Consider the following 24,791-nt stretch of genomic DNA (forward strand, 5'->3'; position numbering starts at 1 on the left):
TCGGCCGGCGGCACCGCTAGATGCTACATTGTGTTCGATTCCACGGCGCAGATCGGAGCGGTTGCCCACCGCGGACCGCCGCCAGCATAGGTGCGCTTCGCCGCGCTTCTCGTCAACTGCCTGCAGAGGGAACATCCCGCATGAGTGCGCTGTCCGAACAGATCCTTTCTGAATTGCGCCACTTGCTGAACGAGACGCGCGATGGCGGCAGCGTGAGTCCGTCCGTTTACGACACGGCGCGCGTTTTGCAGTTCAGCGGCAACGTCACCGGTCGGCAGAACGGATACGCGTGGCTCATGGCGCAGCAACAGGCCGATGGCGGGTGGGGAAGTGCTGACTTCCCACTGTTCCGCCATGTACCCACGTGGGCGGCGTTGCTTGCATTGCGGCGTGCCGATCCTCTTCCCGGCGCTGCGGACGCAGTTCAGGCTGCAACGCGGTTCCTCGAGCGCCAGCCGGATCCCTACGCGGATGCGGTGCCGGAAGACGCGCCGGTAGGCGCGGAGCTGATCCTGCCGCAGATCTCCGGCGAGGCCACATCCTTGGTGGGCGACGTGGTGTTTCCGCGCTACCCGGCGCTGTTGCCGTTGCGGCAAGCGTGCCTGGTTAAGTTGGGGACGGTGGGACCGCTGCCGAGCGGCCATCCGTTGTTGCACTCCTGGGAAGCCTGGGGGACGTCGCCGACCACGGCATGCCTGGACGACGACGGCAGCATCGGCATCAGCCCGGCGGCAACCGCCGCGTGGCGTGCGCACGCCCTCACACAGGCGAGCGCGCCACAGGTCGAGCGTGCCGACAGGTATCTTCAGGCCGCATCGCGCGCGGCGCGCAGCGGCATCGAAGGTGTCGTTCCCAGCGTCTGGCCGATCAACGTGTTCGAGCCATGCTGGTCGCTGTACACTCTGCATCTGGCCGGGTTGTTTTCGCATCCCGCGCTCGCCGAGGCGGTGCGCGTGATCGTCGCGCAGCTCGATGCCTGTCTGGGCGTGCGCGGTCTGGGTCCGGCCTTGCACTTCGCGGCCGATGCGGACGACACTGCTGTTGCGTTGTGCATCCTGCACCTAGCAGGACGCAACCCGGCTGCCAACGCGTTGCGCCACTTCGAAATCGGCGGGCTGTTCGTTACCTTCCCCGGCGAGCGCAATGCCTCGGTGTCGACCAACATCCACGCCCTGCATGCGTTCAGACTGTTGGGAAAGCCCACCGCCGGTACCAGCGCTTACCTTGAGGCCAATCGCAACGCGGACGGTCTATGGGACAATGACAAATGGCATGTTTCGTGGCTGTATCCCACCGCGCATGCAATCGCTGCGCTCGCGCAAGGCGCGCCCCAGTGGCGCGACGAGCGCGCGCTGGCGGCGCTGTTGCAGGCGCAGCGCGACGACGGCGGCTGGGGCGCGGGTCGCGCGTCAACATTTGAGGAAACCGCCTATGCGCTGTTCGCGTTGCACGTGATGGATGGGCGCGAAGAGCCGACAGGGCGCGCCCGCATCGCGCTGGCGGTCGCGCGCGCGCTGGAGTGGATGCTCGCTCGCCATGAGGCGCATGAATTGCCGCAGACGCCGCTGTGGATCGGCAAGGAATTGTATTGCCCGACCCGGGTCGTGCGCGTGATCGAACTCGCCGGCTTGTGGCTGGCTCTTCGTTGGGGGCGGCGCATCCCGACCGAGGGAGCAGGAGGAATGGCGCAATGATCCCGACGGAAAGCGCGCTGCAGCAAGTACTGGAGTGGGGGCGTTCCCTGACCGGATTCGCCGACGAGCATGCCGTAGAAGCAGTTAGGGGCGGACAGTACATCCTGCAGTGTATCCAACCGAGCTTGCACGATATCAGCGCCCGCACCGGCCGAGATCCGCAGGACGAAAAGCTGATCGTGGCGTTTTATCGCGAGTTGGCGCTACTGTTTTGGCTCGACGATTGCAACGACCTTGGCCTGATCGCGCCGGAGCAGCTGGCCGCGGTGGAGCAGGCGCTGGGGCAGGGCGTGCCATGCGCGGTCCCCGGTTTCGAGGGCTGCGCTGTGCTGCGCGCTTCCCTGGCCGCGCTCGCCTACGATAGGCGCGACTATACTGAGCTTCTAAACGATACCCGGTGCTACTGCGCGGCGCTGCGCGCCGGACCCGCGCAGGCGGCGGGGGCTGAACGCTGGTCGTACGCCGAATACTTGCACAATTCCATCGATTCGATCGCCTACGCGAACGTGTTCTGTTGCCTGTCGTTGCTATGGGGGCTGGACATGGCGACCCTGCGCGCGCGTCCGGCGTTTCGCCAGGTGCTGCGGCTCATCTCCACGATAGGGCGCCTGCAGAACGATCTGCATGGATGCGCCAAGGATAGGGCGGCGGGAGAAGCCGACAACGCTGCCATCCTGCTCCTGCAGCGTTATCCGGCTATGCCTGTGGAGGATTTCCTCAACGACGAGCTGGTCGGCCATGCGCGCATGCTGCACCGAGTGATGGTGAAAGAACGCTTTCCTGCACCATGGGGACCGTTAATCGAGGCCATGGCGGTCATTCGCGCGAAGTACTACCAGACCTCGATCAGCCGCTACGGCAACGATGCGGCGGGGGGAGGCCAGCGTGCGCCGGCGTGAACGCGCGGGAGGCGGCGGCGTGCGCGCGGCGCCCTCGGTCCGATCCGACGCAACGCCAACGCCCAATACGGCGGATCGAGCGAGCGGGTGCGACGACGCCCTGACCCGGCGCAAGGACGACCATCTGGACCTCGTGCTGGATCGGCGAACGGCGCCAGCCACGGTCGCTGCCGGCTGGGAGCAAATCCGGTTCGAACACTGCGCACTGCCCGAGCTGGACCTGACGCAGATCGAACTGCGCACATCGCTGTTAGGCAAGCCCATACGTGCGCCGCTGCTGATCAGTTCCATGACCGGCGGAATGCCACGCGCAAAGGCCATCAATCGGCACCTGAGCGAGGCGGCGCAAGCCTTGGGGATCGCCATGTGCGTCGGTTCGCAGCGCGTGAGCCTCCAATCGCGCAATTCCCAGGGGCTGACGCGCGCCCTACGCCGCCTGGCGCCTGACATTCCCTTGCTGGCCAATATCGGCGCTGCGCAACTGCGCGAGGCCGACGGCCTTGATCTGGCGCGCCGGGCTGTCGATGCGCTGGAGGCTGATGGGCTGATCGTCCATCTCAATCCGCTGCAGGAAGTGCTACAGCCGGATGGCGACCGCGACTGGCACGGCGTACTGGCGCAGGTGGCTCGCGCCGCGCGTAGCGTGGGCGTGCCGATCGTGGCCAAAGAAGTCGGGTGGGGCCTGTCCGCCTCGGTGGCCTGCGCGCTCGTCGAGGCGGGTGTTGAGGTGATTGATGTCGCCGGAGCCGGCGGCACCAGTTGGGCCGCGGTGGAGGGCGAGCGCGCCCGCGATGCCGCCGGCCGTGCAGTGGCGATGGCGTTTGCCGATTGGGGGATCCCGACACCGGCCAGCTTGCAGGCGGTCCGTCGGGCACTGCCAACGGTGAAGCTTATCGCGTCCGGCGGGATCCGCGACGGCGTCGACGTGGCCAAGGCCATTCGCCTGGGTGCGGACATTGCCGGGCAGGCAGCCGGCGTGCTGCCGGCGGCTACGGTATCGACCGAAGCGGTCGTTGCGCATTTCGAGGTCGTCATCCGCCAGTTGGCCGTCGCCTGCTTTTGCACCGGCTCACCTGATCTGGCGACGTTGCGCCAGGCGCGCTTGTTGCCCTCCGCGCACTTGTTGCCCTCCGCGCATCCGCCAGTCGGATGATGCCGGCGTCGCCCGCTCTGTCGGCCGGCCCTCCAAGCTGGTTGCAAAAACCGTTAACGCTAAAGCTAGACCTCTAATCCACCTTGGCCCAGCGGTTCGATGCAGGGAACGAAATGTTCATGAAGCAGCTGTTGACGATGAAGCGGTAATGATGCCGCCGGCTAGGTTATGCGTACCGTAACTCGGGCTTACAAAGGCGCGCAATCCAGCGCCGTTTGTTGAATCAGACCGGCTTTTCCCGGTCCAGCCACGCCTTTGCAAAGTGCATGATTAAGCCAGTCAACGAAGGACCGTTTTTGAGGGCTGGCAGGAATGGTGTCACCTATCTGTTCGAGATACGCATAAAATCTGGCGGCTGCGCTGTCCAATCCTTGGCCGCGAACGATACTGGGTCGATTCAGCTGCGTGTCCACGGCAGGCAATTTGCCAAGCACTTCTGCGCGGCCGACTGTATCTGCGATGTCGTCGGCGATCTGATACGCGTGCCCGAGCAATTCCCCCACCTTAGACCATGGGGCCGGATCTGCACCACTTGCCAGGGCACCGCAAGTGGCCGCCGCGACAAAGAGGGAGCCGGTCTTGTAATGGTGATAGCGGTCGATTGGGACGTGCGTCATTGCCTCCATCGACTGTCCGGCGATCAGTCCGTGACTGGGGCCGACCGCCTCCGCAACCACCTCGATCATGCGCGCGCCCAACTCAGGTGTTAGCGCAGCCTGCAAGCTGAGGTATTTGAAAGCCATCACAATCAAGGCATCGCCGGTCAAAACGGCGATAGGCTCTCCGAAAAGCCGGTGCACCGTTGGTCTGCCGCGGCGTAGCGCCGCGTTATCGAAGCAAGGCAAGTCGTCATGCACCAACGAGGCACAGTGCAGCAATTCAATTGCTGCCGCGGCTCTTGTCGCCAGCTCAGGATCTTTTTCGCCGCACACATAGGAGACTTTCAAGCAGAGCTTGGGGCGCATCCGGGAGCCCCCTGGAAACACTGCCGCGTCCAGCGCTCCACGCAGGTGAGCCGGCGCAGCCGGACTTAGAGCAGTATCCATGGCAGCTCGCAGCGCTTGCTCGATGAGCTTGTCGCTATCGCCAACCACGTCGGCTTGGTGATTCGAAATCATATCGCATCTCCACTTTTGAGACGAAAACGAAAACGGGCCTAGTCCAACCGGTGCCAAACAAAAGGCCGATTTCGCTGTGTCTCTTCAGGTTCTAAGGCACCGTTAAGTTTAGCGGATTGCGGCGGCCAACATGCGGCACCGGCGTGACCAATGAAACCGTGTGCCAGTGGGAGCCTTAACTCGGCAAGGCGATCTCCCACTGGAATCCCTTGAAGCAGTCTCATTCGTGGCGACCTGACATCTGAACGTCGGTTACTTCGATCGCGCGCGAAGAACATTGGCTCCGGCGGCGCTGTCGGCCAGAATGGCATCGCTCTCAACGTCTTGGTCCAAAGCTGAAGAGGCTCCCGCGCTGAGCAGTGGCTGGTGACAAAGCTCTTTGGATCGGCTGCACGCCGCCGCGCGTGATGATCGCTGACGAGCTCCGTTCGTACGGTACGACATGGGCGAAGATGGGCCTTACATCTAAAGGTGTTGGTCATCGTCGATAGTAGCCACTGGAGCTTGGACCGGAACCATTGCTGGCAGAGATCTGGGCTCCTACAAGCAATTGGTGTGCCACCAGATCATTGTTAGTGAATGTTTCAATGGCGACAGAAGGCGTCTTCCGGTGCTCACCGTGTGTCGGGAGTCGCGGATTGTGCCATCCGCCTAGTATTTGAACAGCGTCAACCTTGCGAGCGATCCGTCCGAAGGCCAACCCAGCATTGGAGTGATTTGGGTTGAGGTCACAATGCACGTCGGCGCTTGCATCATGCCAGCCTGTCAATGTGCGCGATCGCACACGACTGTCAGCTTTGCGTCAATTACGATCGAACCGATGCTTTTGACGTTTCACGAGGTTACGCTGCCGATAGACCCAGCGTGAGAAGACGACTGAGCCTTCCAGTTGTTCTTCGGCGCGATGTTGCCGAAGCCTTACACTCGACCGGCTTGGCGAGGATTTCAGCGCTGCCGTAGCCCTTGTCGGCCGGCAGGAAACCGCTTCGAAAAGTCGGTCCCCTACCGCCTTTTGCTAGCGGACTAAAAGGGCGGAGCAGGTGGATCTATACAGCGCTTTCTTTCAAAGCCCTGGTTGCGCCTTGTGTTCGTCAGCGATCAGGAGCGCCTTCGGCTCCACATGCTTGGCGACGGCCGCCCATGCATCCTTGCCGTTCTCGTCCAGGATCACCCGCGTCACCGTTCTGTTCGGTGCATGGCGGTTGGCCTCCCTCAGCGCCAGAACTCACATACGCTTGCCGTTCTGATTTTCCTTCTTGCGCCCGTCCTTGCGCTCTTCCTTCTTGTCACCTTGCGGAGGACGCCGCCCACATACTTGCCGTCGATCTGCACCGTACCGTGCAGCTTGATCGCATCACGGCGAAGGTCGGCTGCCTCCCGGAGCTTCTGCAGCAGGAAGTAGGCGGTCTTGTACGTACCCATCCGGCGAAGGCCGTCTGTCCTGACTTGCTGATTGGCTTTAAGTCCATGCCTTATGTCATGCGCTACAATCATTTCCCCCATTGAGGTCTTGTCCGTCGACGATCTTGGTCGCCGACGGGATTGGTCGGACGAAGAGAAGGTTCGGATCGTCGAGGAAAGTCTACAAGGCTTTCGGAAAGGCTCGGTGACGGCGCGGCGATATGGATTGTCACGGTCATTGTTGACCCGTTGGCGTCGGGAATACCGTAGTGGTCTTCTGAGCAGTTCCGCTACAACGGGCTTCGTGCCACTTACGATTTCGCCACCGGCGGCGGCATCTTGCGAGGTAGCCTCACGGCCGCGATTTGAAGACGACATGACGATCGAGATCGGCCTGCCGAATGGCCGACGGCTGACGATCCCAGCCTCGCTTGATCCGACCATTCTTGCCCGCCTGTTGCCCGTCGTGGATGGGTCATGATCGCGTTTCCCGCGGGGGTAAAGGTGTGGATCGCGGGCGGGGTGACGGACATGCGTTGCGGCATGAACAGCCTGGCGCTGAAGGTTCAGCAAGGTCTTGGCCGCGATCCTCATGGCGGCGAAGTCTTCTGCTTCCGGGGTCGCAAGGGTGACCTGATCAAGGTCCTCTGGCATGACGGCGTCGGCATGTCGCTTTACCTGAAGCGGCTGGAAGCTGGAAAGTTCATCTGGCCGGTCAGCCAGAATGGCTCCGCCGTGCCTGTATCGTCGGCGCAGCTCGGCTATCTCCTGGAAGGGATCGACTGGCGCAACCCGCGCTGGACGCAGCGGCCTTCGAAGGCAGGCTGACCGCCTGCATTCCTCTGTTTTTGTTGGGCTTTCGGCATGCGGCATGGTAGCTTTCGGCCATGGATGATGCTGCTTCGGAGATAGCCAGACTGCGCGCCGCGCTTGCGGCATCGGAAGCGCGTGCCGCCTCTGCCGAGGCCGACCTCGCACAGGTGCGCGCGGTCGTGACGACGTCTGAGGCGATGATCCGGCATCTCAAGCTCGAGATCGCCAAGATACGTCGCGAGCAGTACGGCCAGAGCTCGGAGCGCCGCGCCCGGCTGATCGAGCAAATGGAATTGCAGCTCGAAGAACTTGAAGCCGACGCCACCGAAGACGAGATCGCTGCGGAACGCGTGGCGACGAGAATCACAAATGTCTCCGCTTTCGAACGCCGCCGGCCGGCCCGCAAGCCGTTTCCCGAGCACCTGCCGCGCGAGCGCCTGGTCATCGATGCCCCGTCGACCTGCACCTGCTGCGGCTCGCACCGCATCGTGAAGATGGGCGAAGACATCACCGAGACGCTGGAGATCATTCCGCGCCAGTGGAAGGTGATCCAGACGGTGCGCGAGAAGTTCACCTGCCGGGACTGCGAGAAGATCAGCCAGCCACCGGCCCCTTTCCATGCGACACGCGGGGATGGGCAGGACCGCACCTGCTGGCGACGATCCTGTTCGAGAAGTTCGGCCAACATCAGCCATTGAACCGCCAGGCTGAGCGCTACGCCAGGGAAGGCGTCGCTCTCAGTCTCTCCACACTGGCCGATCAGGTCGGAGCCTGCACGACGGCCCTGCAGCCGATCCATGACCTGATCCGTGCCCATGTTCTGGCCGCCGAGCGGCTGCATGGTGACGACACCACCGTGCCGCTTCTGGCCAGGGGAGCAACAAAGCAGGCGAGGCTCTGGACTTACGTCCGCGATGACCGCCCTTTCGCGGGCGGCGCGCCTCCCGCCGCACTCTTCCACTTCTCTCCCGATCGCGAGAAGACCCACCCCAACACGCATCTCGCCGGATGGCACGGCACCCTGCAAGCCGATGCCTATGGCGGCTACAACGACCTCTATCGTGCCGACCGCCGCCCCGCGCTGGTGATCAGCGCACTTTGCTGGAGCCACGCGCGGCGCAAATTCTTCGAACTCGCTGACATCGCCGGCAACGTGCGCAAGGGCAAACCTGCCCACGAGATATCGCCCGTCGCGCTTGAGGCCGTTGCCCGCATCGACGCGCTCTTCGACATCGAGCGCGGCATAAACGGAATGCCTGCCGAGGATAGGCTCGCAGCGAGGCTGCAACATGCTCGCCCGCTCGTCGAAGAACTGCACGATTGGCTCATGGCCCAGCGCGGGCAAATGTCGAAGCACAACCCCGTCGCCGAGGCGATCAACTACATGTTCGAGAAGGAGGGTCGCTGGGAAGCCTTCGCCCGGTTCCTCGACGACGGCAGACTGTGTCTGACGAACAATGCCGCCGAACGAGCCCTGCGCGGCGTTGCCGTACCTGAGTCATTGTGCACTCCCTCTTTAAGTATCTGTAAACATTGGAAGCGTCTCGGTGTCAGCAATGCGACACGGGCGGCCCTTTCGGGCTATCGCGGCTTGGACGGTTGCCGAAGTCAGATTGCTGGCCCGGATTTGATACGGCGCGCCGGGAACCACCTGCTCGGCAGACAACACGTTCGTCTTGATCAGGTGGCGTATTCGGTGGTTGGTCACGCCCAAAACCGCCGCCGCCTCTGTCATGGTCAGCCATTCGCCCTCTTTATCGGCTGATTTGTACGCGTGAATGGCCCGGACCCGCCTTACTGAAGCGACCCGGTGTGCAGTCCAGGTTTTTCCTTGCCCCGTGGGCATTCCCATTCGATTGAGCGACGCGGCGATATGTTCATCGGACCAGCGTCCTGCCATGCTCCGCATCACTGCCAAAGCATCTTCCGTTGTGGCGCACCCGTGTTCAACCGTCTGGGGCTTGCGAACCTTGAGCTCCGAATGCTGACCGCCTTTCCAATGGATGGTCAGCACCACGTCGCGCACCTCATCATCGACATCGACAACAATGTCGGCGATCAATGTACGTAGCAGTTGCTGGCGCACGCGCATGGTGACATCCGGCGACTCCCAGGCCGCCTGCAGATTGTCGGCGAGGTTTGCGAAAGTGCCTGGGTCAACTTCGATGGTTGAAGGACTTTCGGTAGGCCTGCGCACTTCCAGATCACGGACGCGGCGTAGCGCCGTTTCCCAATTCTTCTCAAGCTGTGCAGCTATCAGGCGGTTGTCGGGATCGCATGCCGCATAGCGGCGCTCGGCGAGGCTAGCCTCGTAGCGGGCCTGTTGTAGCTCCAGATCGTGAATGTGGCGCTGGTCTTCCTGTCGCTCCCGGTGCATCCGCTCTGCTTTAAAAGTCGCCTCGATCGCTAATGGTTCTACCGCGCGCAACAACTCGCGCGCAACCGCCGCATCGACCTTCGAGCCGCCGAACGTCATGCAACGGGGCAAGCCCATCATCAGGTTCTGTTTATAGCAGCGATAGACAGGATTTTGTGGATTTCCCGTATAGGCAACACTCAGTCGCCGTCCAGACCGTCCGCAGGTCAGGAGACCTGATAATAATGCTTTGCCGCCGCGGCCCGATTTAGTCCCACCCGATCGGCCATAATTATTGAGGGCCAGTTGCTGTTGGTTACGCTCGTATTCGCCCCAACTAATGTAACCTTCGTGATGGTCCCGGATCATCACCTCCCAGGTACCGACGGGCTTGCCGTGCCCGTAACTGCGCCGAGCCCATCCATCGACGATGGCAGTCCGCTTCTCGCTCTTCCCATAGACGTAAACGCCGGCGTAGAAGGGGTTTTTGAGGATGCCGATCACATTGCGATAACGTACTGGCATCCATACGAAGTTGGTCATGCGCCCTTCATCCGACGGCCGAGGGAAGTGAATGTGATCTTTCGTCATCGACAGCAGCACCTGACGCGCGCTTCCAAGGTCGTGGAAGCGGGCGAAGATGGATCGAATTACCTCTTGCAGACGCAGATCAGGATCGAGCCCAAGCCCGGCCTCCCGATGCCAAATGTAGCCGAACGGAACAGAAAGTCGCAGTTCGCCACGGCGCGCCTTCGACCTGGCGGCATCGAGCATCCGGGCTCTCAGCACGCCCAGTTCGAACTCGCTGATACTGCCCTTCATTCCCAGCAGCAGCCGATCGTTGGGTCGACATGGATTGTAGACGCCGTCATGGTCAATGACGCGGGCTTCGACCAGGCCGCACAGTTCGAGCAGGTGATGCCAGTCCCGACCGTTGCGCGCAAGCCGTGAAGCATCGAAGCAGAAAACGGCACCAACTTTGCCGGCGCACAGTAGGGCGACGAGACGATCGAAGCCCGGACGGGCGACGGTTCCGCTGGCAGAGCGCCCGAGGTCGTCGTCGATCACCTCGACGTGGCTGAAGCCGTGGTGTCGCGCAATGTCAACAAGATCATACTGCCGTCGCTGGCTTTCCAGATTGGTTATAACCTGCGACTGAGTGGATTGCCGCACATAAACGACGGCCTTGCGCGCGAGCAGCGCTGTCGGAATCAAATCAGTGATGGTCATCGTTGAGCTCCTCGAATATCAGGTCGAGCTGCCGGCCCGACGCCGGCACCAGCGTATTGCGAGATCTCATCATGGTCCTCCTGAGTGATTCTACGTCCACTTCGGAAGGGTGCCGCTTTGCTGCCGCCAGAGACCAGCCTGTTCAATTCGATTAGCGTCGCAAGATCGACGCGTGGCGTTCCCATGGTCATGCCGCGGCAGACCACGGGATCGATCATCCACCCTGAGATCGCGATGACGACACCTGTCGGCCCCAGAACCTTCAAAAACCGGCCTGTCGCTCGTTCTTCGACGCGACGAATGGAAACCTTCTGGCCAAAATATGGATGCCAGCAATAGTGAACCTCGACTTCATCGCCGACATGGGCAGAATGAACAGGGCATTGCTCTCGGAAGAAAGGCATGGCTATTCGCCGGTTCCCAGCGCGGAGGCGAGCGTGCTGCCTTCATGTATTCCCTAATCGTCACGGCAAAGACGAACGATATCGATCCGCAGGCCTGGTTGGCGGACGTGCTCGCCCGCATGCCTGGCATTCCCGTATCACGGCTGCCGGAACTGCTGCCGTGGAACTGGCCCGCCGGAAGCGCCCGGCAGATGGCGGCCTGATGGCGCGCCCGACGCATGTCTACACGATCAACTACGTCGCCACGCTGATTGGCGAGAACCTCGAACTCATCCAGGAGGTCGCCAGCAACTCCGACAACATCGACTATGGTGAGATGATCCATGCCCATGACGGCAGCGAAGAGGGCATCACGACCTTCACCGACCGGGGCATCGAAAGCTTGAAGGAGTTCCTCGCCGATATCCGCACCTGGGAAGGAGGTGTTCGGCAGTTCCTTGTCGACGAGCAATGCGATCGCGACAAGATTCGAACGCATCATGGCAGACGAGCCGAAATCATAAGTGCCGCGGCCTTCGCCGGATGGATACTCTTGTACTGGACGTTGACCTTGCGGCTCAGATGGAGCGCCGCCATGCCCTTGGCGGCCGTGATTCCTCCCAGATTGCCATGATGATCTTCTTGAATGAAAGCTTGCGGTCGGCGAAAACCGAAAATTCGGCGCGGCATTCCGGCTCCGAGCATCAGAACGACGACGCCGTACGGCGCCAGGCAGCCACAGCGAGGGCAATATGGCTTCCCGACGTTCTTGGGCCAACGGAAGTCGACGAACAGGCCGTAGGTGTCGTCCTCGGCTGCCCGAAGCCTCTCTCGGGTCAGGCCAGGCGCACTGGTCGTATTTCGAACCTCCGGTCTCCTGCGGAGAAAGCGTCGTAGGAATTCGGTCTCAGGATGGAATTCGCTCCTGCAGCATGTTCAGGCTTCCGGTCCATACGCGAGACATAAGCAGACAACTCCGTCGTAAGGACGGAAGCGAAAGGTCAGTGCTCTATTCGTATCGATTTGAACATGAAAGGACCCTTACCAGGAGAACGAAACCACGTTCAGGGGTTAGCACTTTCGTAAGGTTGTCAAACCCGTGCCCTTATATCGGGAGAAAATTCAATGTCTCAGAGCCAGACTACCCAGCGCAATCTATAATCCAGTTCAGTGAATGGGTCCAGATCGTGAGAGCTGTCTTCGGGTGACCGCGCCTCATGACGACTATTAACGACTCGTTCCCAACAATCGAACATCCGCAAGGTAGATTCACGTTCGAGCATCTTGTGCCTACCTCTGTATGCCTTACTGGGCAGGTAACATTGCCGTTTCAGGCCCTGTCCTGACCTCTGGCCTTAATGATCTTGTTGTTTATTACCTTTTCCCGAGCAGATCAGACGAACACAACGTAGAACTGGTGGTAAAAAGCGCTGATCAGAAAGAAATTAATTTCAGCCGCATCAAGCGAAGGTGTAACGTCTGCCAACTCGTAAAAAAGGCTCATTTCCAGCAAATAAGGGTGCCCTAGAAACAAAAAAGGCCCCCTAAAGGAGCCTTCCCATGGCGTTTCCGCCGAACGCGTGTGCCCTACCGTGGTGTACCGACCTCTAAGGGTGCACCTGCAACAGCGACCTTTCGGAAGCCTCGTTGTCTGCTGCTCACAAAGATATAACCCTCACGGTCGACTATTTCAAGCCCTTTGTGTGGATGCGATAAGGTGGCGGCTTCGTTTAGCAAAGTTCACGTTTGTGGCACTTGCTCCATGATGCCGGAATTTTCAGAGAGCATCGAACCTACACGCTAGCGGGAGCGGTAACCGATATGGGTTCTTGGCTGAGTGATTTCCAGCACGGCGGAGCTTTCCCAGCTAGCCAAATGGGATATCGTGGGACGGGGAAATGGATCGGTTTTCGAGGATTATGTCTTATCGTCCTCAACGAAGACCGCTTAGAAGATGTTGAGCATTGAATGTGAATTTTCGCTCAAATTCGACGCAACCTAGATGTTTCAGTCGCGGGTGCGGCCATAGCCGACTCATCTTTCATGGAACTGGGCCACCGGTCTAGCGAGACTGTTTTGAATGCATTCATGAAGCAATTTGGCTAAACTCTCAAATATTTGCTATAACGCAAAAAATGCCCAAAATGGGTATTTAAAACGGTTGTAGTGTGGCGATGACAAGTGGTTCAAATCGGTTCAGGTTGGCTCAAGCCTACAACGAGTGGCAGGAAAACAGGGACGTGCGGTGACGGAAGATCTAGCAAGCTACAGAAGTTCGAGAGGCCTCGTCAGCACCGCCGATCCGGAGGTTGACAAGGCGATCTATCGAAAGCCAGGTTTCGGCGGCGAAATTACATCGTTGGGTCACATGGAGGAATTGATCAGCGCGTTCCTGAAAAAGACACGCGAAGCGCAGGGCCTGTCTCGCGCAGACGTTGCTCCAATGCTTGGTCTGTCCATCCCTGTATACGGACGCTACGAGCGGGCATTTTCCAAAATGACTGTTACTCGGATGATCCATCTGTGTGAGATTCTTGGCTTCATGCCTATCGATATGATCTTTGAAGCTGCGCCACATCTTTGGGGCCGCACATCGGAGGAGGCCGAGGATTGTCTCACACTGGCGAGGATTCTTAGGAGACTTCCGAACGGCACGACGCGCGATCTTATTCGGCTCCTGCAGCGAATGATCCCCGATGACGACGAGAGCGACAGAGGTATCAGTGATGTAGCGGAGCCCGTGAAGTGAGCTGGGTTTGTCTATGACGCCCCGACCAGTAGTTAGCAGTATTGGTGATAGCTGTCGCAGCCGACGCGCTGTCGTCGGTGTGCAGACACCCGCAATCTCACAACTTAGTTTTTCACTCGAATTTCCGTCTGATCAACAATACGCGCCGATTGCGCAATTTTTCGATGTTTGGTTGGCGTTGATCTCGCTCGATGCTCGAGCGATTCGTCGGCGAGCGACGCCAAGTCTATTTGCATGCGCTTTGCTTCGACAGTAGGGTCTGTGTTAAACTCCCTCGTTGGGTTTTCCCGCTCAATGCCATGTGGGTATTCGAGCTGCCGGCGCGCATGCTTTGATTTCGATTGCTGAATCTAAGCCCGTCCTCTCCGCGCCTCCGTTCCATCGCGCCGATCCTTTTTGCCATTCGGCTCGGAAACAGTCTTTTGACATCACGATCAGGTTCCGCGAAAACGGGGTCGAGTCGCTGAGACTGGAAACGCTGTTCATGGCTGTCGCCGTTCAGAGGTAAGGGCATCGCCTAGGTGTTTAGTCCCGGCATTTGATGGATGGGGTCGATGATGAATCGATCCGGCTCCAAAGTCCATCGTCTACAGATGAACTCGTAAGGCGTAAGGCCCTTTAACGTCTTGAGCCGGCGCCCGAAATTGTAGGCGTCGATAAAGTCGGCCAGATGTTTTTTCAACTGCGCATGATCGTCGTAGTGGAAGCGCTTGACGGTCGCCTCCTTGATCGTTCGGTTCATCCGTTCGACCTGTCCGTTGGTCCAGGGATGCTTCACCTTGGTCAGGCGATGCTCGATGCTGTGATCGTCGCAGACCCAATCGAAGATGTGCTGGAAGGCATTTCGATCACAAGCTCGGTTGGTGAACTGAATGCCATTGTCGGTCAAAACGGTGTGAATGGTGTAGGGCACTGCCGCGATCAGATTGCGCAAGAACTGAGCGGCATTCATCTTGCCGGCTTTGGTGTAGAGTTCCGCGAACGCGAACTTGGATGTTCGGTCAATTGCGACAAAGAGATAGAGCTTGCCCTCAGCCGTCTGCACCTCGTCAATATCGATGTGGAAGTAAGCGATCGGATAGCTTTTGAACTTCTTCTTCGGCTCCTTGTCGCCTCTGACCTCCGGCAGACGTGAAATGCCGTGGCGCTGCAAACACCTGTGCAACGACGAACGCGTCAGATGTGAAATGGTCGGCTGAAGAGCGTAGAGGCAATCATCGAGCGGCAGCAACGTGTGCCGGCGGAAGGCGACGATAGCGGCCTCTTCTTCGAGGGAAAGGGTCGTCGAGTGCGGGTCCTTTGGGCCTGTAGGAAGGTCGACCAACGATGTCCGCTTCTTCCATTTCGCCACGGTTTTCTGGTTGATCCCGTATCGCTTCGAAAGCGTTTTCAGGCTCTCTTCACTATTGCTCGACGGATTGCCTCTGTCGTCGTGGCGCTCCCGTGTAGAACCTGGCCCATAGTGCTTCCCTCCATGCCAAGGAAAATATTGCACCATCAAATGCCGGAACCAAACACCAGAGCAGCCAGCGCGCGGAGCCGTGATTGGTCTGCCGTGAACCGAGAGCTCCACGTGCAGGACAAAAGGCCACCATGCCCGCACACGACGTCCCGGGAGCTAGACGAGGAAATGAAGCGACCGTTATCACCAAAATCACTGAGGGTCATAGCCAATTTGGCGCAAGTGGATAATCCTTGCGTGAAGCGATTTCGGTATGATCTATGTCTATGTACTTGCGATCACTTATATATTTTGGTGAACGATAGCTATCGGGTGAGGTCCGCGTGGCCCAAAATGCGCCAAATTAGATCGAAACGAAACATTGGTGGTTCCAAGCACATCACTTTCCGTATAAAGAGCTTTGGCGCATTTACCTCAGTCGGAGCAATGTCAGGACCACCATTGAAGCAATGGATTAATGAACTCGGTTTGCAACAAGTCGATGATCCAGGCATAGACAAGCCGGTCTATCGAAAACCTTTTGACGGACGGATTGCACTTAGCGCCGAACTCGAAAACTTGATCAGCATCAGCCTTCGCGAAGCCCGCGATAAGCGAAAACTCCCGCGCTCGAAACTGGCGCCCTTGCTTGGCATCACTAAGCAGGTCTACGGCCGGTACGAAAATGGAGTATCCCGCTTGACCGTGAGCCGACTGATTCATCTGTGTGAGGTTTTGGATGCCACTCCGGAAGAGATTATCGCCCCGGCGGCACCTTATCTTTGGGGCGAAACTGAAACCAAAGCGGTTCTGCTGCTGGCTACTATCGTGAAGTTGCGGACTTTCGATGAAGAGATCTTGCAAGATATTTTCAGCTTACTAAGCCGCATAGACGAGACCGGTAGCGATAGCGGCGATCGTGCCATGAAAGTCGCGTCTACCAGCGCCACTGCAGACGATCGCGAATAGGACGTAGATCGCTAGCTTCAATAAACAGAACGTGCGTCCCTGATGAAGTTCCATCAGAAACCGCGAAGGACTAGCTGGCGACCGTTCATCGCCACTCCGGGACATAGGTGGGTAAACCGGGGAGGGCGCAGTTGGGTCAACTGGTCCAACGCATCCCTGCTTTCGGCCGCTGGAGGGGACGCGCGGTCGTCTTTACGCCGCGAGTGCCAGGGAGGTCACGTCAAAGTCTAAGAAACCCGTATATTCGACATACAAAGCATCGATAATTCCATTCATACAATCCATTTTACCAATCTCCCGTGATGATGCACTAGGAATGATCTCAGACGCGAGTGACGGCGAAACATTTGACGATCCGGACTGGCTATAGCGCGAACCCGAGCAACGGCGCCGACATGCATCGGGGCGGCCACTGCTTCGATCGCACAGTGCGGGCTTCAAAAACAGCAGCAGGAAATACCAAAGGAGGTCTTTGCATGCGTTCTGAGGTGCGGTGGAAGCTGTGCTGGGAAAACGAGCTGGAACTCATCGACCACGTCGATCCTCCCGAGCTCTTTCGCAAAGCCCAAGGGCCGACCGGGGTCTTCAATTTCAGTGGCAGCCAAAGCTGGGCAAGGCGCGCCGACAACCTGCATTGGCAGGCGACCGACGCTGACAAGGGCGCGCGCGGCGATGAAGAGTCAGCAGCCAGCCGTCCTTTTGTTCACTGGACTTTCCGGCTCCGGCAAGTCGACAATCGCCAATGCGCTCGACCGGCTGCTGCATGCCCACGGGAAGCACACCTACATCCTCGACGGCGACAACGTGCGCCACGGGCTCAATCGCGACCTGGCTTCAATCAACCCGATCGCGTCGAGAACATCCGCCGCGTTGCCGAGGTCGCCGAGCTGATGGAGGAGGGGAGCTTATTGAAATCCTCGTCGACACGCCGCTTGAGGAATGCGCGCGACGCGATCCGAAGGGGCTTTATCGGAAGGCGCTCGCCGGCAAGATCGCCAATTTCACCGGCGTTTCCTCGCCGTACGAAATCCCTGAGGGCGCTGAATTACATCTCGAAACGGTTGGCCACGACCCTGCGGCGTTGGCGTTTGAGATCGAACAGTTCCTCGAAAGGCGAATGGAGCAAGTGACGCATGAGTGTGAGAGTGGGGAGGCTTGACCATTGGCGGCTTGAAGCGGCCGCGGCGGTCCTTGGCCTATTAACTACGCGGCGACCGTAGCAGCCCGCAGGCGGCCCGCGCCAACGTCCGATGTGGCTTCAACAGGAGACGGCCGATCACGCGCTCACGACTCGGCTTACTGAAACGGAGAAAAGATATGGCTGATGCAAAGCTGCAAGCCGTGCTTTCGGCTCTTTCGCCGATGGCGAGACAGCTAAATGCGCTACCCTCCAATCAACCGGGGCGAGATGCGAACTGCGTTAAACTAAACACGAATGAGAATCCGTTTCCGTTGCCGATGATGGTGTTGCAAAGTGCGCTGGCGGCCCTCGAACGGCATTATCTGTATCCCGAAGATGACAATCTGAGCTTGCGCGACGCAGCCGCCAGCGCGTATGGCCTCTCCCAGGATCAGGTGGTCGCCGGGAACGGCTCGTCGGAGCTGCTTGGGCTCATCTACAGAGCATTCCTCGACCCGGGAGATAGCGTTGCGATGATATCGCCAGGTTTTTCCTTTAACCGCAAACTGGCCAAGTTGCAGGGTGCCAGATTTCTCGAAATCGAATGGGGCGAGTCTTATTCTCTGCCAATCGAGCAGCTGCTTCTTGGTCCAGCAAAAGATGCAAAATTCATACTGCTGGCCAATCCGAACAATCCAACGGGAACATTCGTTCCGGTGGCTGAAATCGACCGCCTCGTCGCGCAATCGGACCAGTTGATAGTGGTGGATGAAGCGTATGTCGACTTTGCACCCGATGATGCCCTGCGCCTAGTCGATCGTCATCCAAACCTTCTAGTATTGAGAACACTTTCGAAAGGCTTTGCAGCCGCGGGAATTCGCGTCGGTTTCGGCTTTGGTCATCCCGAACTTATTGGGAGGCTACGCAACCTGCAAAATGTCTTTAACATGAACGTGATCGGCCATGCGGTGGGCATTAGTATCCTTTCGCACCGCGCCGACTACGACGAGAACCACAGATATATTAAACATGAAAGACACAGAACGACCACTGCCTTGTCTCAATTGGGCTTTTCTGTCATTCCCTCCCACACAAACTTTTTGCTAGCTCGGGTGCCACCCGGACGAGATGGCAAATGGTGGCAAGCGTCTTTGGATAGGCAGAACATACTTGTAGCCGTCTTTCCCGATGCCGGTTTGGAAAATTTTATCCGCGTCAGCATCGGCACCAGAACCCAAATGGACGCGTTCCTTTCAGCCGCCAGGGACATCATTTCTGGAAGTATGAAGACGCAGAGCTAGGCGGTTAGAATTATTGGCCACACTGCTTGTCACTTGGAAACACCAAGTATCGAAGTCCATATTGTGGGATAAAGATCACAAATAAGCGCAAGACCGTAAAGCGTGTGCCGTCTCGATCCCGTTGATTACGCGTGTTATTGGCGCACGAGTGGAGCACCCGGTGGCCGATGCGAGGCTTATTTCTGGCGATTCGGCCGCGGCTCTGCCGCTGTATTGGGAATGGTTTAGGTTTCTTCATAATCGGTCCTTCGCATTGACATTGAGCGAACAGTAATCTGCGGTCGTCGCCGATCTTCCGTCGATCACCTGCGACAGAACCTCGATCCGCTAAAGATCACGCTCGCTCATCGCCATTGATTCCACCCGCAATCCCCTACGCCAGCAAACGTGGGCAGTATGGCATTCGAACTTGGCAGAAACAGAACTTTTTCAATCTGCGGCACTCTAGCCGCTACAGAGATTCGAAGCGGGAGCCGTGCGGCCATGGTCACCATCCGCCTTGCTACCAAATGGTACAAGCAGAGCCGCGGCTTCGCCGATCGGCAGGTCGACCACCGTGATTCCGCTTGCTGCAAGGAAACGGCGCTCGTTTTTGGTAAGGCCTTCCGCATCAAGTACTGCAAAGTGGGGGCCGTGAGAGCGCTTGATGATCTGTCGAGCGTAGATCCGGAGCATCTGATCGTTGAAGCGGCAGCCAATGAAAAGAAAACCGCGATCTATACGCCGTTCTTTCACCATTCCAGGTATTGGCGTCTGGATATCGATTTCGGTTAGGACTTCCACGTAATCGGAATCGGACACCAGAAAGTTCGAAGCTGGTATAACACTGCCGTACGGCGCATAGAGGACCGTCTTTGGCGCTGCGACGCATTCGACGTCTCTCCCGGACAGATCGTAAGTTTTTGTCCAAATGTCGCCGCCGCCGTTTGCACGCGTGACGCCCTGAATCTCGACGACATCCGTTCGACCGGTCTTCGCGAAAGCCGCACGCATTGTCCCGTCGTACCAACCGTCGACGATAAGGGAGAGCGGCAGCGTTGCGAGCCAGTCGTGGAGGGCGGTCGGCGCCACGGGTGCTCCAAATATTTCTGCCATCCAGGCCTGAAGCGTCCGGCGATGCCGTCGCTGTTCAATAAACTGCGCGACTGACCACATATTGCTGCGTATCCTGGAAGGGGCAGGTGTGCGTTCGTTGAGTGCCGCGGAGACGGCTTCCGGGGTGTCCGGTACAGGTGGTTCCGTGGATTGCAGCCGAAGGAGATCCGGACCGAGATAGGGAACGATCCGATCCGCAGCGAGCGCTTCCTGAAGCAGCCTAAGTCTTTCTTCGGCGTCACCGTTGCGAATGATCAGGAGACGGTCCGAGGTCAAAATTTTATTCATGCTGTTTTCTCTTACCTCTCGTTTGCAGCATCAGTCCTCGTCAGGAATCTTCCTTGCGTGGACGGTGATCGGCAGAGGCGTATCCCGCGATAGCTTGGGCAAGACGAGTCTCCAGCCGTTCCTGAGAGTGATCGTGCCGCCCCACATGTCATCAGCCTCGACATCTACGATCGGCTCTTCGAGATCTTTCTTTGGTACGTAAGCCGACAAGCCGGCGCTCGTTCTGCGAATCATTATCTTCATGTCGCTATTCCTTCGTTGGGGGCCCCGCGATTTCAGCAGCGCCGCAAGCAGCGGCGTTGTCTAGACTCGTCAGTTCACGGGCACGCATGCCGACGATAGTGCCACGTTCGACCCATTCGACGGCATAGATGTAAAACTGCTGGAGAAAGGTGCCGATGTCGCGCACATAGCCTTCGTCGCCCTTCCGCACCAAACTTTCCCCAATTTTTTTGCCAGCATAGGTGCCGTCATTCTTTACGTGAAGTCTGGCCCGCACCCGCTCGCCGGGTGTAAATCGTGGAGGCCTGTGGATTTCGACCTCCTGTTCACGTCCAAGGCCCATGGGCATTCCTCCTTGCAGGATATCATTGAAGGCTTCTCCGCAGGAGCCCCGACCATGCTGAAGGTCAAATCGCAGGTGCGGCGAGGACGCAGGTCTTCGGCACGGGGCAAACCTCCGCGCATTGCTGCGTTTCGAAGGTACCCTTGCATTCGGTGCATTTTTCCGGGTCGATAACGTAGATCTCACCTTTGAACCTGATCGCACCGGAGGGGCATTCGAACTCGCAGGCACCGCACTGGGTGCATTGGGACGCTATGATCCTGAAGGCCATTTTTAAACTCCTGAAGATGTTGGATTAAGAGCGCTCACGCCGTCGCCGCTTGTGGTTCGACGCCAAACTTGGCGGCGTAGAGGGTGCCGATGGCGGTCTCGATGTAGTCATAGCAATAAGCATCCGTTGCCCGAACCCCGGCCTCCATGAGCTTAGTCTTAGGGCACTCCCCGATCTTGGCGCATAGCACGACGTCAATACCGACCAGCGCAGTTATGATGCCGTCGAGGGTGGCTTCCTCGCCCCTGCCTCCGAGGCAATACTGTTCGATCTTGCGATGCCCGACGTAGGTGATGCCTCTCGACGAAGCTTCGTATACTTGGAACTCCTTCGCATGGCCGAAGTGCTCGTTGATGCGACCGCCACCCTTTGTCGCGACCGCGACGTGGAGGGACCCATCGCCGGCTGCTTTGACTGTCTCGATTGCCTCGCTCTTGGCGGTCGCGTGATCGCCGCGTTCGCGGGCGATCACTTCCCGATAGGCCTCGCGCTTACGGGCGTCATAGGTGATCTCTCCGGGAAGCTGGTCGAGTGCGAACTCCTGGCCCCGATCATCCCCAAGCAGGCCGACGGCATCGGCCCTACACTGCCGGCAATGGCGCATTAGCTTTGCGCCGCCTTCGAGACGATCCTGGAGCGCCTTCAATTCGAGCGCCCGCGGGCCGCGCTGTCCGGTCAAGCCGTAGTAGGTGCCATGGGCCGGATCGGAAATAAGCGGCATGACGTTGTGCAGGAACGCCCCCCGCTCCTTGACCCATTTATTTACCTCGACCAGGTGTTCGTCGTTGACACCAGGAATCATCACCGAATTGACTTTGGTGATGATGCCGCACGCGGTCAGCATCTCCAGGCCCACCATTTGCCGCTCGTGCAGAATTCTCGCAGCTTCGATGCCGGTGTAACGACGGTTGCGGTAAAAGATCCAGGGATAGATCTTTGCGCCGATTTCAGGGTCAACCATGTTGATCGTAATTGTCACGTGATCGACATTCATGTCGACAAGTTCGGCGACGTGATCCGGCAGCGCAAGCCCGTTGGTGGAGATGCACAGCTTGATGTCGTGGATCTCCCCCGCAACTCGTTCGAACGTTTCCTTTGTCTTCTTCCAGTCGTAACAGGCATCGCCCGGTCCGGCGACACCCAGCACGGAAAGCTGCGGCACTTCGTTGGCGACGGCAATGACCTTGCGCAGCGCCTGGTCTGGCGTCAACTTTTCCGAGACGACCCCAGGGCGGCTTTCGTTGGCGCAGTCATATTTACGATTGCAATAGTTGCACTGGATATTGCAGGCTGGTGCGACCGCGACATGCATGCGCGCGAAATAATGGTGAGCCTCTTCTGAATAGCAGGGGTGGTTTTTGATCTTCGCCCAGATAGCCTGGTCCACGTCGGCCGGTTTTGTGGACACGCCACATGACGAGGATGTGCAGCCACTCGGTTTCGCGGTCGCCAGCAATTGATACAAGGATGTCGTGCTGGTCGCACTTTCAAGCGAAATCATCGGTGCGGACATTGAGTGCTCCGTTGCTAGTTGACGTCGCCTTTCAAAACGCAAAAGCCATGCCATCCCAAGGACGGGATTTGCTTTAAGAATTTGCATTTATTGCCCGATTCCGACCGTGTTCGGACACAGACTTGTCAAGCTTCCGACAGTCGACAAAAGAGTTGTCCGTAAGCCACCAAACCAGGCATTGGAGATCGAGAAGGTCCAACATCACCCAGGCGCTTAAAGCTTTTTCACCTCGATGCGATGCTGGCGTAGAGCATAGCCGACCTGACGAGGCGTAAGGCCGAGAATACGAGCCGCTTTGGCCTGAACCCATCCGGCCTTTTCCATCGCCTCGATCAACCGGTCCCGTTGCGTGAGGCGCGACTCCATTGCGGGACAACCGGAACCGTGCGGATCACAAGCCTTGACGGAAGATACCTCGTCCGACGCACCGATGCTCCCGCCCGAGCGCGGCGATGAAGTCGGCATCACATTGCTCCGGGCATGCCCATCGACGGTGATGCCGCCGGGCGACCCGTCGGTTTTCCAGAGGAGCGACGAAAGGCACTGGCTGTTCTTGCAGGCAAAATCAGACGAAACGATCGAGCTTGAACGCGCAAGGGTGGCAGTCCTTCGCACGCAGTTTTCGAGTTCCCGGACGTTACCTGGGAAATAGCATTGCGACATCACCTCGATCGCCGACGACGAAAACGTCAGCTCGCGTTGGTTCTCCTTGTTGAATCGGTCAAGAAGAGCGTTCGCAAGGCGTGGAATATCGCCGGGTCGCTCTCGAAGCGGCGGCAGGACAATTGGAACTACGCTGATGCGGTAATACAGGTCGGCCCTGAATTCGGCGTTTGCAACAGCCATCTCGAGGTTCTTATTCGTGGCGCATATGAGCCGGACGTCGACCGCAAGCGTCTTGGTTCCGCCCACCCTCTCCAGTTCGCCTTCCTGCAGGACGCGCAGCAGTTTGGCTTGAAAGGCGGGCGAAATCTCGCCAATCTCGTCAAGTAGAAGCGTTCCGCCATTTGCCAGTTCGAAGCGTCCGGCGCGCTGCGCGATGGCCCCGGTGAAAGCCCCTTTTTCATGCCCAAACAGCTCCGATTCCAGGACGCCTTCGGGCAGCGCGGCGCAGTTCAATTTGACGAACGGCTTGTTTTTACGAGGGGAAAGTTCATGGATCGCCTGTGCAAAAAATTCCTTGCCGGTGCCGCTTTCGCCCCGCAGAAGCACGGTGGAATTCGTCCTCGCCACCACCGAGACGGTTTCAACCACCTGCTGGAGAGCCGGGCTATCCCCGATAATCCCGTCGATTTTGACGGGTGGATGTCGGCCCGGCGCGCCCCTTTGCGCGATGATCGGCTTCTCCGGTCTCTCTTGTTCGCCGATAGGTCGCCGACCCTCCAGGTTCAGGAAACGATGAAGCCTGATCGTCCGACTGACCAGATTGGCGACCATGGTCAGAAAGCGAACGTCCTCGTCGGCGGGGAAGGGGGCGGCGTCGTTCCTGACGCGATCGATCGATATTGTGCCAAGTATTTTATTATCGGCTTTTACCGGAACGCCAATAAAAGAAATTGGGACGGTGCCGCTGCTCCAAGGCGGTTGCGGCTCAGCCTGAAATAATTCGGACTTGCTGACATCCTTTACGATTAAGGGCATACCGGTCGTCGCGATATGGTCGATTACGGCCTTAGGTATAACGCCTCGAGCGGCTGATTGAGAGGATGGGGGGATGTCGCCAGTTGCGGCAATCTCGGGCTGACCTTCAGCGTCTAGAACAACGATTGCTCCGCATCGAATCTGCAGAAAGGAAGAGAGGACGTTCACGACGTTGGCAAGCGTAATCTCTAGCCGGGCGGGGGCAGTCAGTACCTTTGATATCTCGTAGATTCCGCTGCGCTGCGTGCCCGCTTGGCGCATAGGTCCAGCAGGTAGCGCAGATAGGGGTTCCGCTCCATCGACCGGTCGGGCGGGCATGTGGGTCATTATATGGCCTTGGGTTGTCTAACGTTTCTTATCACCCTTGCTTGCATGTATATATAGTAATTTCTAATACCAATCTGCAACGCGCACCTCTGCAAGTTTCCGATGCGCCCGTCTGCAAACCCAAGTTGGTTCTGAATCGTGGAGTTGCAAACCTTTATCCGAACTTGAAGAGAACGCCGAAACCGCCTCTCGGATAGTTCCACTCGATATCTCCACTTGCCTCGCAGAGTACGCGGCACGTGCCGCACTCCATGCACCCGTCGGCGATAACCTCCACTTGGCCCTGGTCATTCAATTCGTAGCACTTGGCCGGACAGACACTTGTGAGGGCATACAGATTTACGCTTGGCCAATCGTGTGGACGCACCCTAATATGCGGGCGTCCGGCATCGACCACGTATCGATTTTGGTAAAGCTTGTCCTCTACGCGTATGTTCGTCACTGCAACCGTCATCTCATCTCTC

Annotated in this window: 21 protein-coding genes and 7 pseudogenes; 13 read left to right on the top strand and 15 right to left on the bottom strand. The window is 58.5% G+C overall.

Features of this window, described 5'->3' with window-relative positions:
• Positions 1–140: 140 nt before the first annotated feature.
• From BBJ66_RS18625 to fni, 3 genes are read left to right on the top strand one after another with little or no spacing between them, the layout of a single operon-like run.
• A complete protein-coding gene (locus BBJ66_RS18625) occupies positions 141–1,694 on the top strand; it encodes a hypothetical protein (RefSeq protein WP_012489559.1) in 1,554 nt (517 codons plus the stop codon).
• Positions 1,691–2,593, top strand: coding sequence for a terpene synthase family protein (locus BBJ66_RS18630; protein WP_008536520.1), 903 nt, complete (start codon positions 1,691–1,693; stop codon positions 2,591–2,593). Before BBJ66_RS18625 ends, BBJ66_RS18630 begins: the two co-directional genes overlap by 4 nt.
• Positions 2,559–3,746 carry a type 2 isopentenyl-diphosphate Delta-isomerase gene (gene fni, locus BBJ66_RS18635; RefSeq protein WP_185171564.1) on the top strand — a complete coding sequence of 396 codons (1,188 nt, stop codon included), beginning with the start codon at positions 2,559–2,561 and terminating at the stop codon, positions 3,744–3,746. Before BBJ66_RS18630 ends, fni begins: the two co-directional genes overlap by 35 nt.
• A gap of 188 nt (positions 3,747–3,934) precedes the next feature.
• On the opposite strand, the gene BBJ66_RS18640 is transcribed toward fni, so the two are convergent.
• The 4 genes and pseudogenes from BBJ66_RS18640 to BBJ66_RS18650 all read right to left on the bottom strand — a co-directional run bounded on the left by BBJ66_RS18640 (position 3,935) and on the right by BBJ66_RS18650 (position 6,367).
• Complete coding sequence (locus BBJ66_RS18640; protein ID WP_008536525.1) at positions 3,935–4,864, bottom strand: polyprenyl synthetase family protein; 930 nt, start codon at positions 4,862–4,864, stop codon at positions 3,935–3,937.
• Between the two features lie 829 nt (positions 4,865–5,693).
• A pseudogene (locus tag BBJ66_RS35875) lies at positions 5,694–5,841 on the bottom strand (IS5/IS1182 family transposase); the annotation flags it as partial.
• 86 nt (positions 5,842–5,927) lie between these two features.
• On the bottom strand, positions 5,928–6,044 hold the full coding sequence (locus tag BBJ66_RS34240) for a transposase (RefSeq protein ID WP_008536526.1): 117 nt from the start codon (positions 6,042–6,044) through the stop codon (positions 5,928–5,930).
• A 32-nt stretch (positions 6,045–6,076) separates the two neighbouring features.
• Positions 6,077–6,367 carry a hypothetical protein gene (locus BBJ66_RS18650; RefSeq protein WP_008536527.1) on the bottom strand — a complete coding sequence of 97 codons (291 nt, stop codon included), beginning with the start codon at positions 6,365–6,367 and terminating at the stop codon, positions 6,077–6,079.
• Between BBJ66_RS18650 and tnpA the strand changes: the two genes are divergently transcribed.
• From tnpA to tnpC, 3 genes are all read left to right on the top strand, one after another.
• Positions 6,339–6,746, top strand: coding sequence for an IS66-like element accessory protein TnpA (tnpA, locus tag BBJ66_RS35880; RefSeq protein WP_011053439.1), 408 nt, complete (start codon positions 6,339–6,341; stop codon positions 6,744–6,746). The two genes, BBJ66_RS18650 and tnpA, sit on opposite strands and share 29 nt — an antisense overlap.
• The gene (gene tnpB, locus BBJ66_RS18660) at positions 6,743–7,093 is read left to right on the top strand and encodes an IS66 family insertion sequence element accessory protein TnpB (RefSeq protein WP_016737501.1); all 351 of its coding nucleotides are present in this window, start codon (positions 6,743–6,745) and stop codon (positions 7,091–7,093) included. Before tnpA ends, tnpB begins: the two co-directional genes overlap by 4 nt.
• Before the next feature lie 59 nt (positions 7,094–7,152).
• A protein-coding gene (tnpC, locus tag BBJ66_RS18665) for an IS66 family transposase (protein ID WP_237350495.1) occupies positions 7,153–8,843 on the top strand; the annotation gives its coding sequence in 2 pieces (ribosomal slippage) (positions 7,153–7,705 and positions 7,705–8,843; 1,692 coding nt in all).
• A gap of 723 nt (positions 8,844–9,566) precedes the next feature.
• On the opposite strand, the pseudogene BBJ66_RS35885 reads toward tnpC, so the two are convergent.
• Positions 9,567–10,664 (bottom strand): annotated as a pseudogene (locus tag BBJ66_RS35885) (recombinase family protein); the annotation flags it as partial.
• Positions 10,661–11,068 (bottom strand): hypothetical protein, encoded by a 408-nt coding sequence (locus tag BBJ66_RS33320; protein ID WP_012489556.1) that lies wholly within the window; start codon positions 11,066–11,068, stop codon positions 10,661–10,663. The pseudogene BBJ66_RS35885 and the gene BBJ66_RS33320, both read right to left, overlap by 4 nt.
• Between BBJ66_RS33320 and BBJ66_RS33325 the strand changes: the two are divergent.
• Together BBJ66_RS33325 and BBJ66_RS18675 are read left to right on the top strand one after the other, a co-directional pair.
• Positions 11,041–11,271: pseudogene (locus tag BBJ66_RS33325) on the top strand (transposase domain-containing protein); the annotation flags it as partial. The gene BBJ66_RS33320 and the pseudogene BBJ66_RS33325 sit on opposite strands and share 28 nt — an antisense overlap.
• Positions 11,271–11,571, top strand: a pseudogene (locus tag BBJ66_RS18675) (hypothetical protein). The pseudogenes BBJ66_RS33325 and BBJ66_RS18675, both read left to right, overlap by 1 nt.
• Here the strand turns inward: BBJ66_RS18675 and BBJ66_RS35010 are convergent.
• Complete coding sequence (locus tag BBJ66_RS35010; RefSeq protein WP_170965075.1) at positions 11,546–11,737, bottom strand: hypothetical protein; 192 nt, start codon at positions 11,735–11,737, stop codon at positions 11,546–11,548. The pseudogene BBJ66_RS18675 and the gene BBJ66_RS35010 overlap by 26 nt on opposite strands.
• Before the next feature lie 1,555 nt (positions 11,738–13,292).
• On the opposite strand from BBJ66_RS35010, the gene BBJ66_RS18685 reads away from it, so the two are divergent.
• Positions 13,293–13,796, top strand: coding sequence for a helix-turn-helix transcriptional regulator (locus BBJ66_RS18685; RefSeq protein WP_010069248.1), 504 nt, complete (start codon positions 13,293–13,295; stop codon positions 13,794–13,796).
• 517 nt (positions 13,797–14,313) lie between these two features.
• On the opposite strand, the pseudogene BBJ66_RS18690 reads toward BBJ66_RS18685, so the two are convergent.
• Positions 14,314–15,257 (bottom strand): annotated as a pseudogene (locus tag BBJ66_RS18690) (IS481 family transposase).
• Between the two features lie 442 nt (positions 15,258–15,699).
• Here BBJ66_RS18690 and BBJ66_RS33335 point away from each other — a divergent pair.
• From BBJ66_RS33335 to hisC, 4 genes and pseudogenes are all read left to right on the top strand, one after another.
• Positions 15,700–16,206 (top strand): helix-turn-helix domain-containing protein, encoded by a 507-nt coding sequence (locus BBJ66_RS33335; RefSeq protein ID WP_004671987.1) that lies wholly within the window; start codon positions 15,700–15,702, stop codon positions 16,204–16,206.
• Positions 16,207–16,682: 476 nt separating this feature from the next.
• A pseudogene (locus BBJ66_RS35390) lies at positions 16,683–16,781 on the top strand (adenylyl-sulfate kinase); the annotation flags it as partial.
• Positions 16,782–16,820: 39 nt separating this feature from the next.
• A pseudogene (locus BBJ66_RS33340) lies at positions 16,821–17,365 on the top strand (adenylyl-sulfate kinase); the annotation flags it as partial.
• A gap of 158 nt (positions 17,366–17,523) precedes the next feature.
• Positions 17,524–18,627 carry a histidinol-phosphate transaminase gene (gene hisC / locus BBJ66_RS18705; RefSeq protein WP_008536542.1) on the top strand — a complete coding sequence of 368 codons (1,104 nt, stop codon included), beginning with the start codon at positions 17,524–17,526 and terminating at the stop codon, positions 18,625–18,627.
• A gap of 444 nt (positions 18,628–19,071) precedes the next feature.
• Here the strand turns inward: hisC and BBJ66_RS18710 are convergent, their stop codons facing one another.
• The 7 genes from BBJ66_RS18710 to BBJ66_RS18740 all read right to left on the bottom strand — a co-directional run bounded on the left by BBJ66_RS18710 (position 19,072) and on the right by BBJ66_RS18740 (position 24,781).
• Complete coding sequence (locus tag BBJ66_RS18710; RefSeq protein ID WP_012489553.1) at positions 19,072–20,010, bottom strand: SIR2 family NAD-dependent protein deacylase; 939 nt, start codon at positions 20,008–20,010, stop codon at positions 19,072–19,074.
• Between the two features lie 30 nt (positions 20,011–20,040).
• Positions 20,041–20,253 (bottom strand): putative nitrogen fixation protein NifT, encoded by a 213-nt coding sequence (nifT, locus tag BBJ66_RS18715; RefSeq protein WP_004678514.1) that lies wholly within the window; start codon positions 20,251–20,253, stop codon positions 20,041–20,043.
• Between the two features lie 4 nt (positions 20,254–20,257).
• Positions 20,258–20,575 (bottom strand): nitrogen fixation protein NifZ, encoded by a 318-nt coding sequence (locus BBJ66_RS18720; protein WP_012489552.1) that lies wholly within the window; start codon positions 20,573–20,575, stop codon positions 20,258–20,260.
• A 64-nt stretch (positions 20,576–20,639) separates the two neighbouring features.
• On the bottom strand, positions 20,640–20,846 hold the full coding sequence (locus tag BBJ66_RS18725; RefSeq protein ID WP_012489551.1) for a 4Fe-4S binding protein: 207 nt from the start codon (positions 20,844–20,846) through the stop codon (positions 20,640–20,642).
• Between the two features lie 34 nt (positions 20,847–20,880).
• The gene (nifB, locus tag BBJ66_RS18730; RefSeq protein ID WP_012489550.1) at positions 20,881–22,359 is read right to left on the bottom strand and encodes a nitrogenase cofactor biosynthesis protein NifB; all 1,479 of its coding nucleotides are present in this window, start codon (positions 22,357–22,359) and stop codon (positions 20,881–20,883) included.
• Positions 22,360–22,572: 213 nt separating this feature from the next.
• On the bottom strand, positions 22,573–24,261 hold the full coding sequence (gene nifA / locus BBJ66_RS18735; protein ID WP_011053431.1) for a nif-specific transcriptional activator NifA: 1,689 nt from the start codon (positions 24,259–24,261) through the stop codon (positions 22,573–22,575).
• Positions 24,262–24,481: 220 nt separating this feature from the next.
• Positions 24,482–24,781 carry a ferredoxin family protein gene (locus BBJ66_RS18740; protein ID WP_004678523.1) on the bottom strand — a complete coding sequence of 100 codons (300 nt, stop codon included), beginning with the start codon at positions 24,779–24,781 and terminating at the stop codon, positions 24,482–24,484.
• Between the last annotated feature and the right edge of the window lie 10 nt (positions 24,782–24,791).

It is taken from the genome of Rhizobium sp. RSm-3 (genome assembly GCF_001854685.1).
GTDB classification, from domain to species: domain Bacteria; phylum Pseudomonadota; class Alphaproteobacteria; order Rhizobiales; family Rhizobiaceae; genus Rhizobium; species Rhizobium ecuadorense.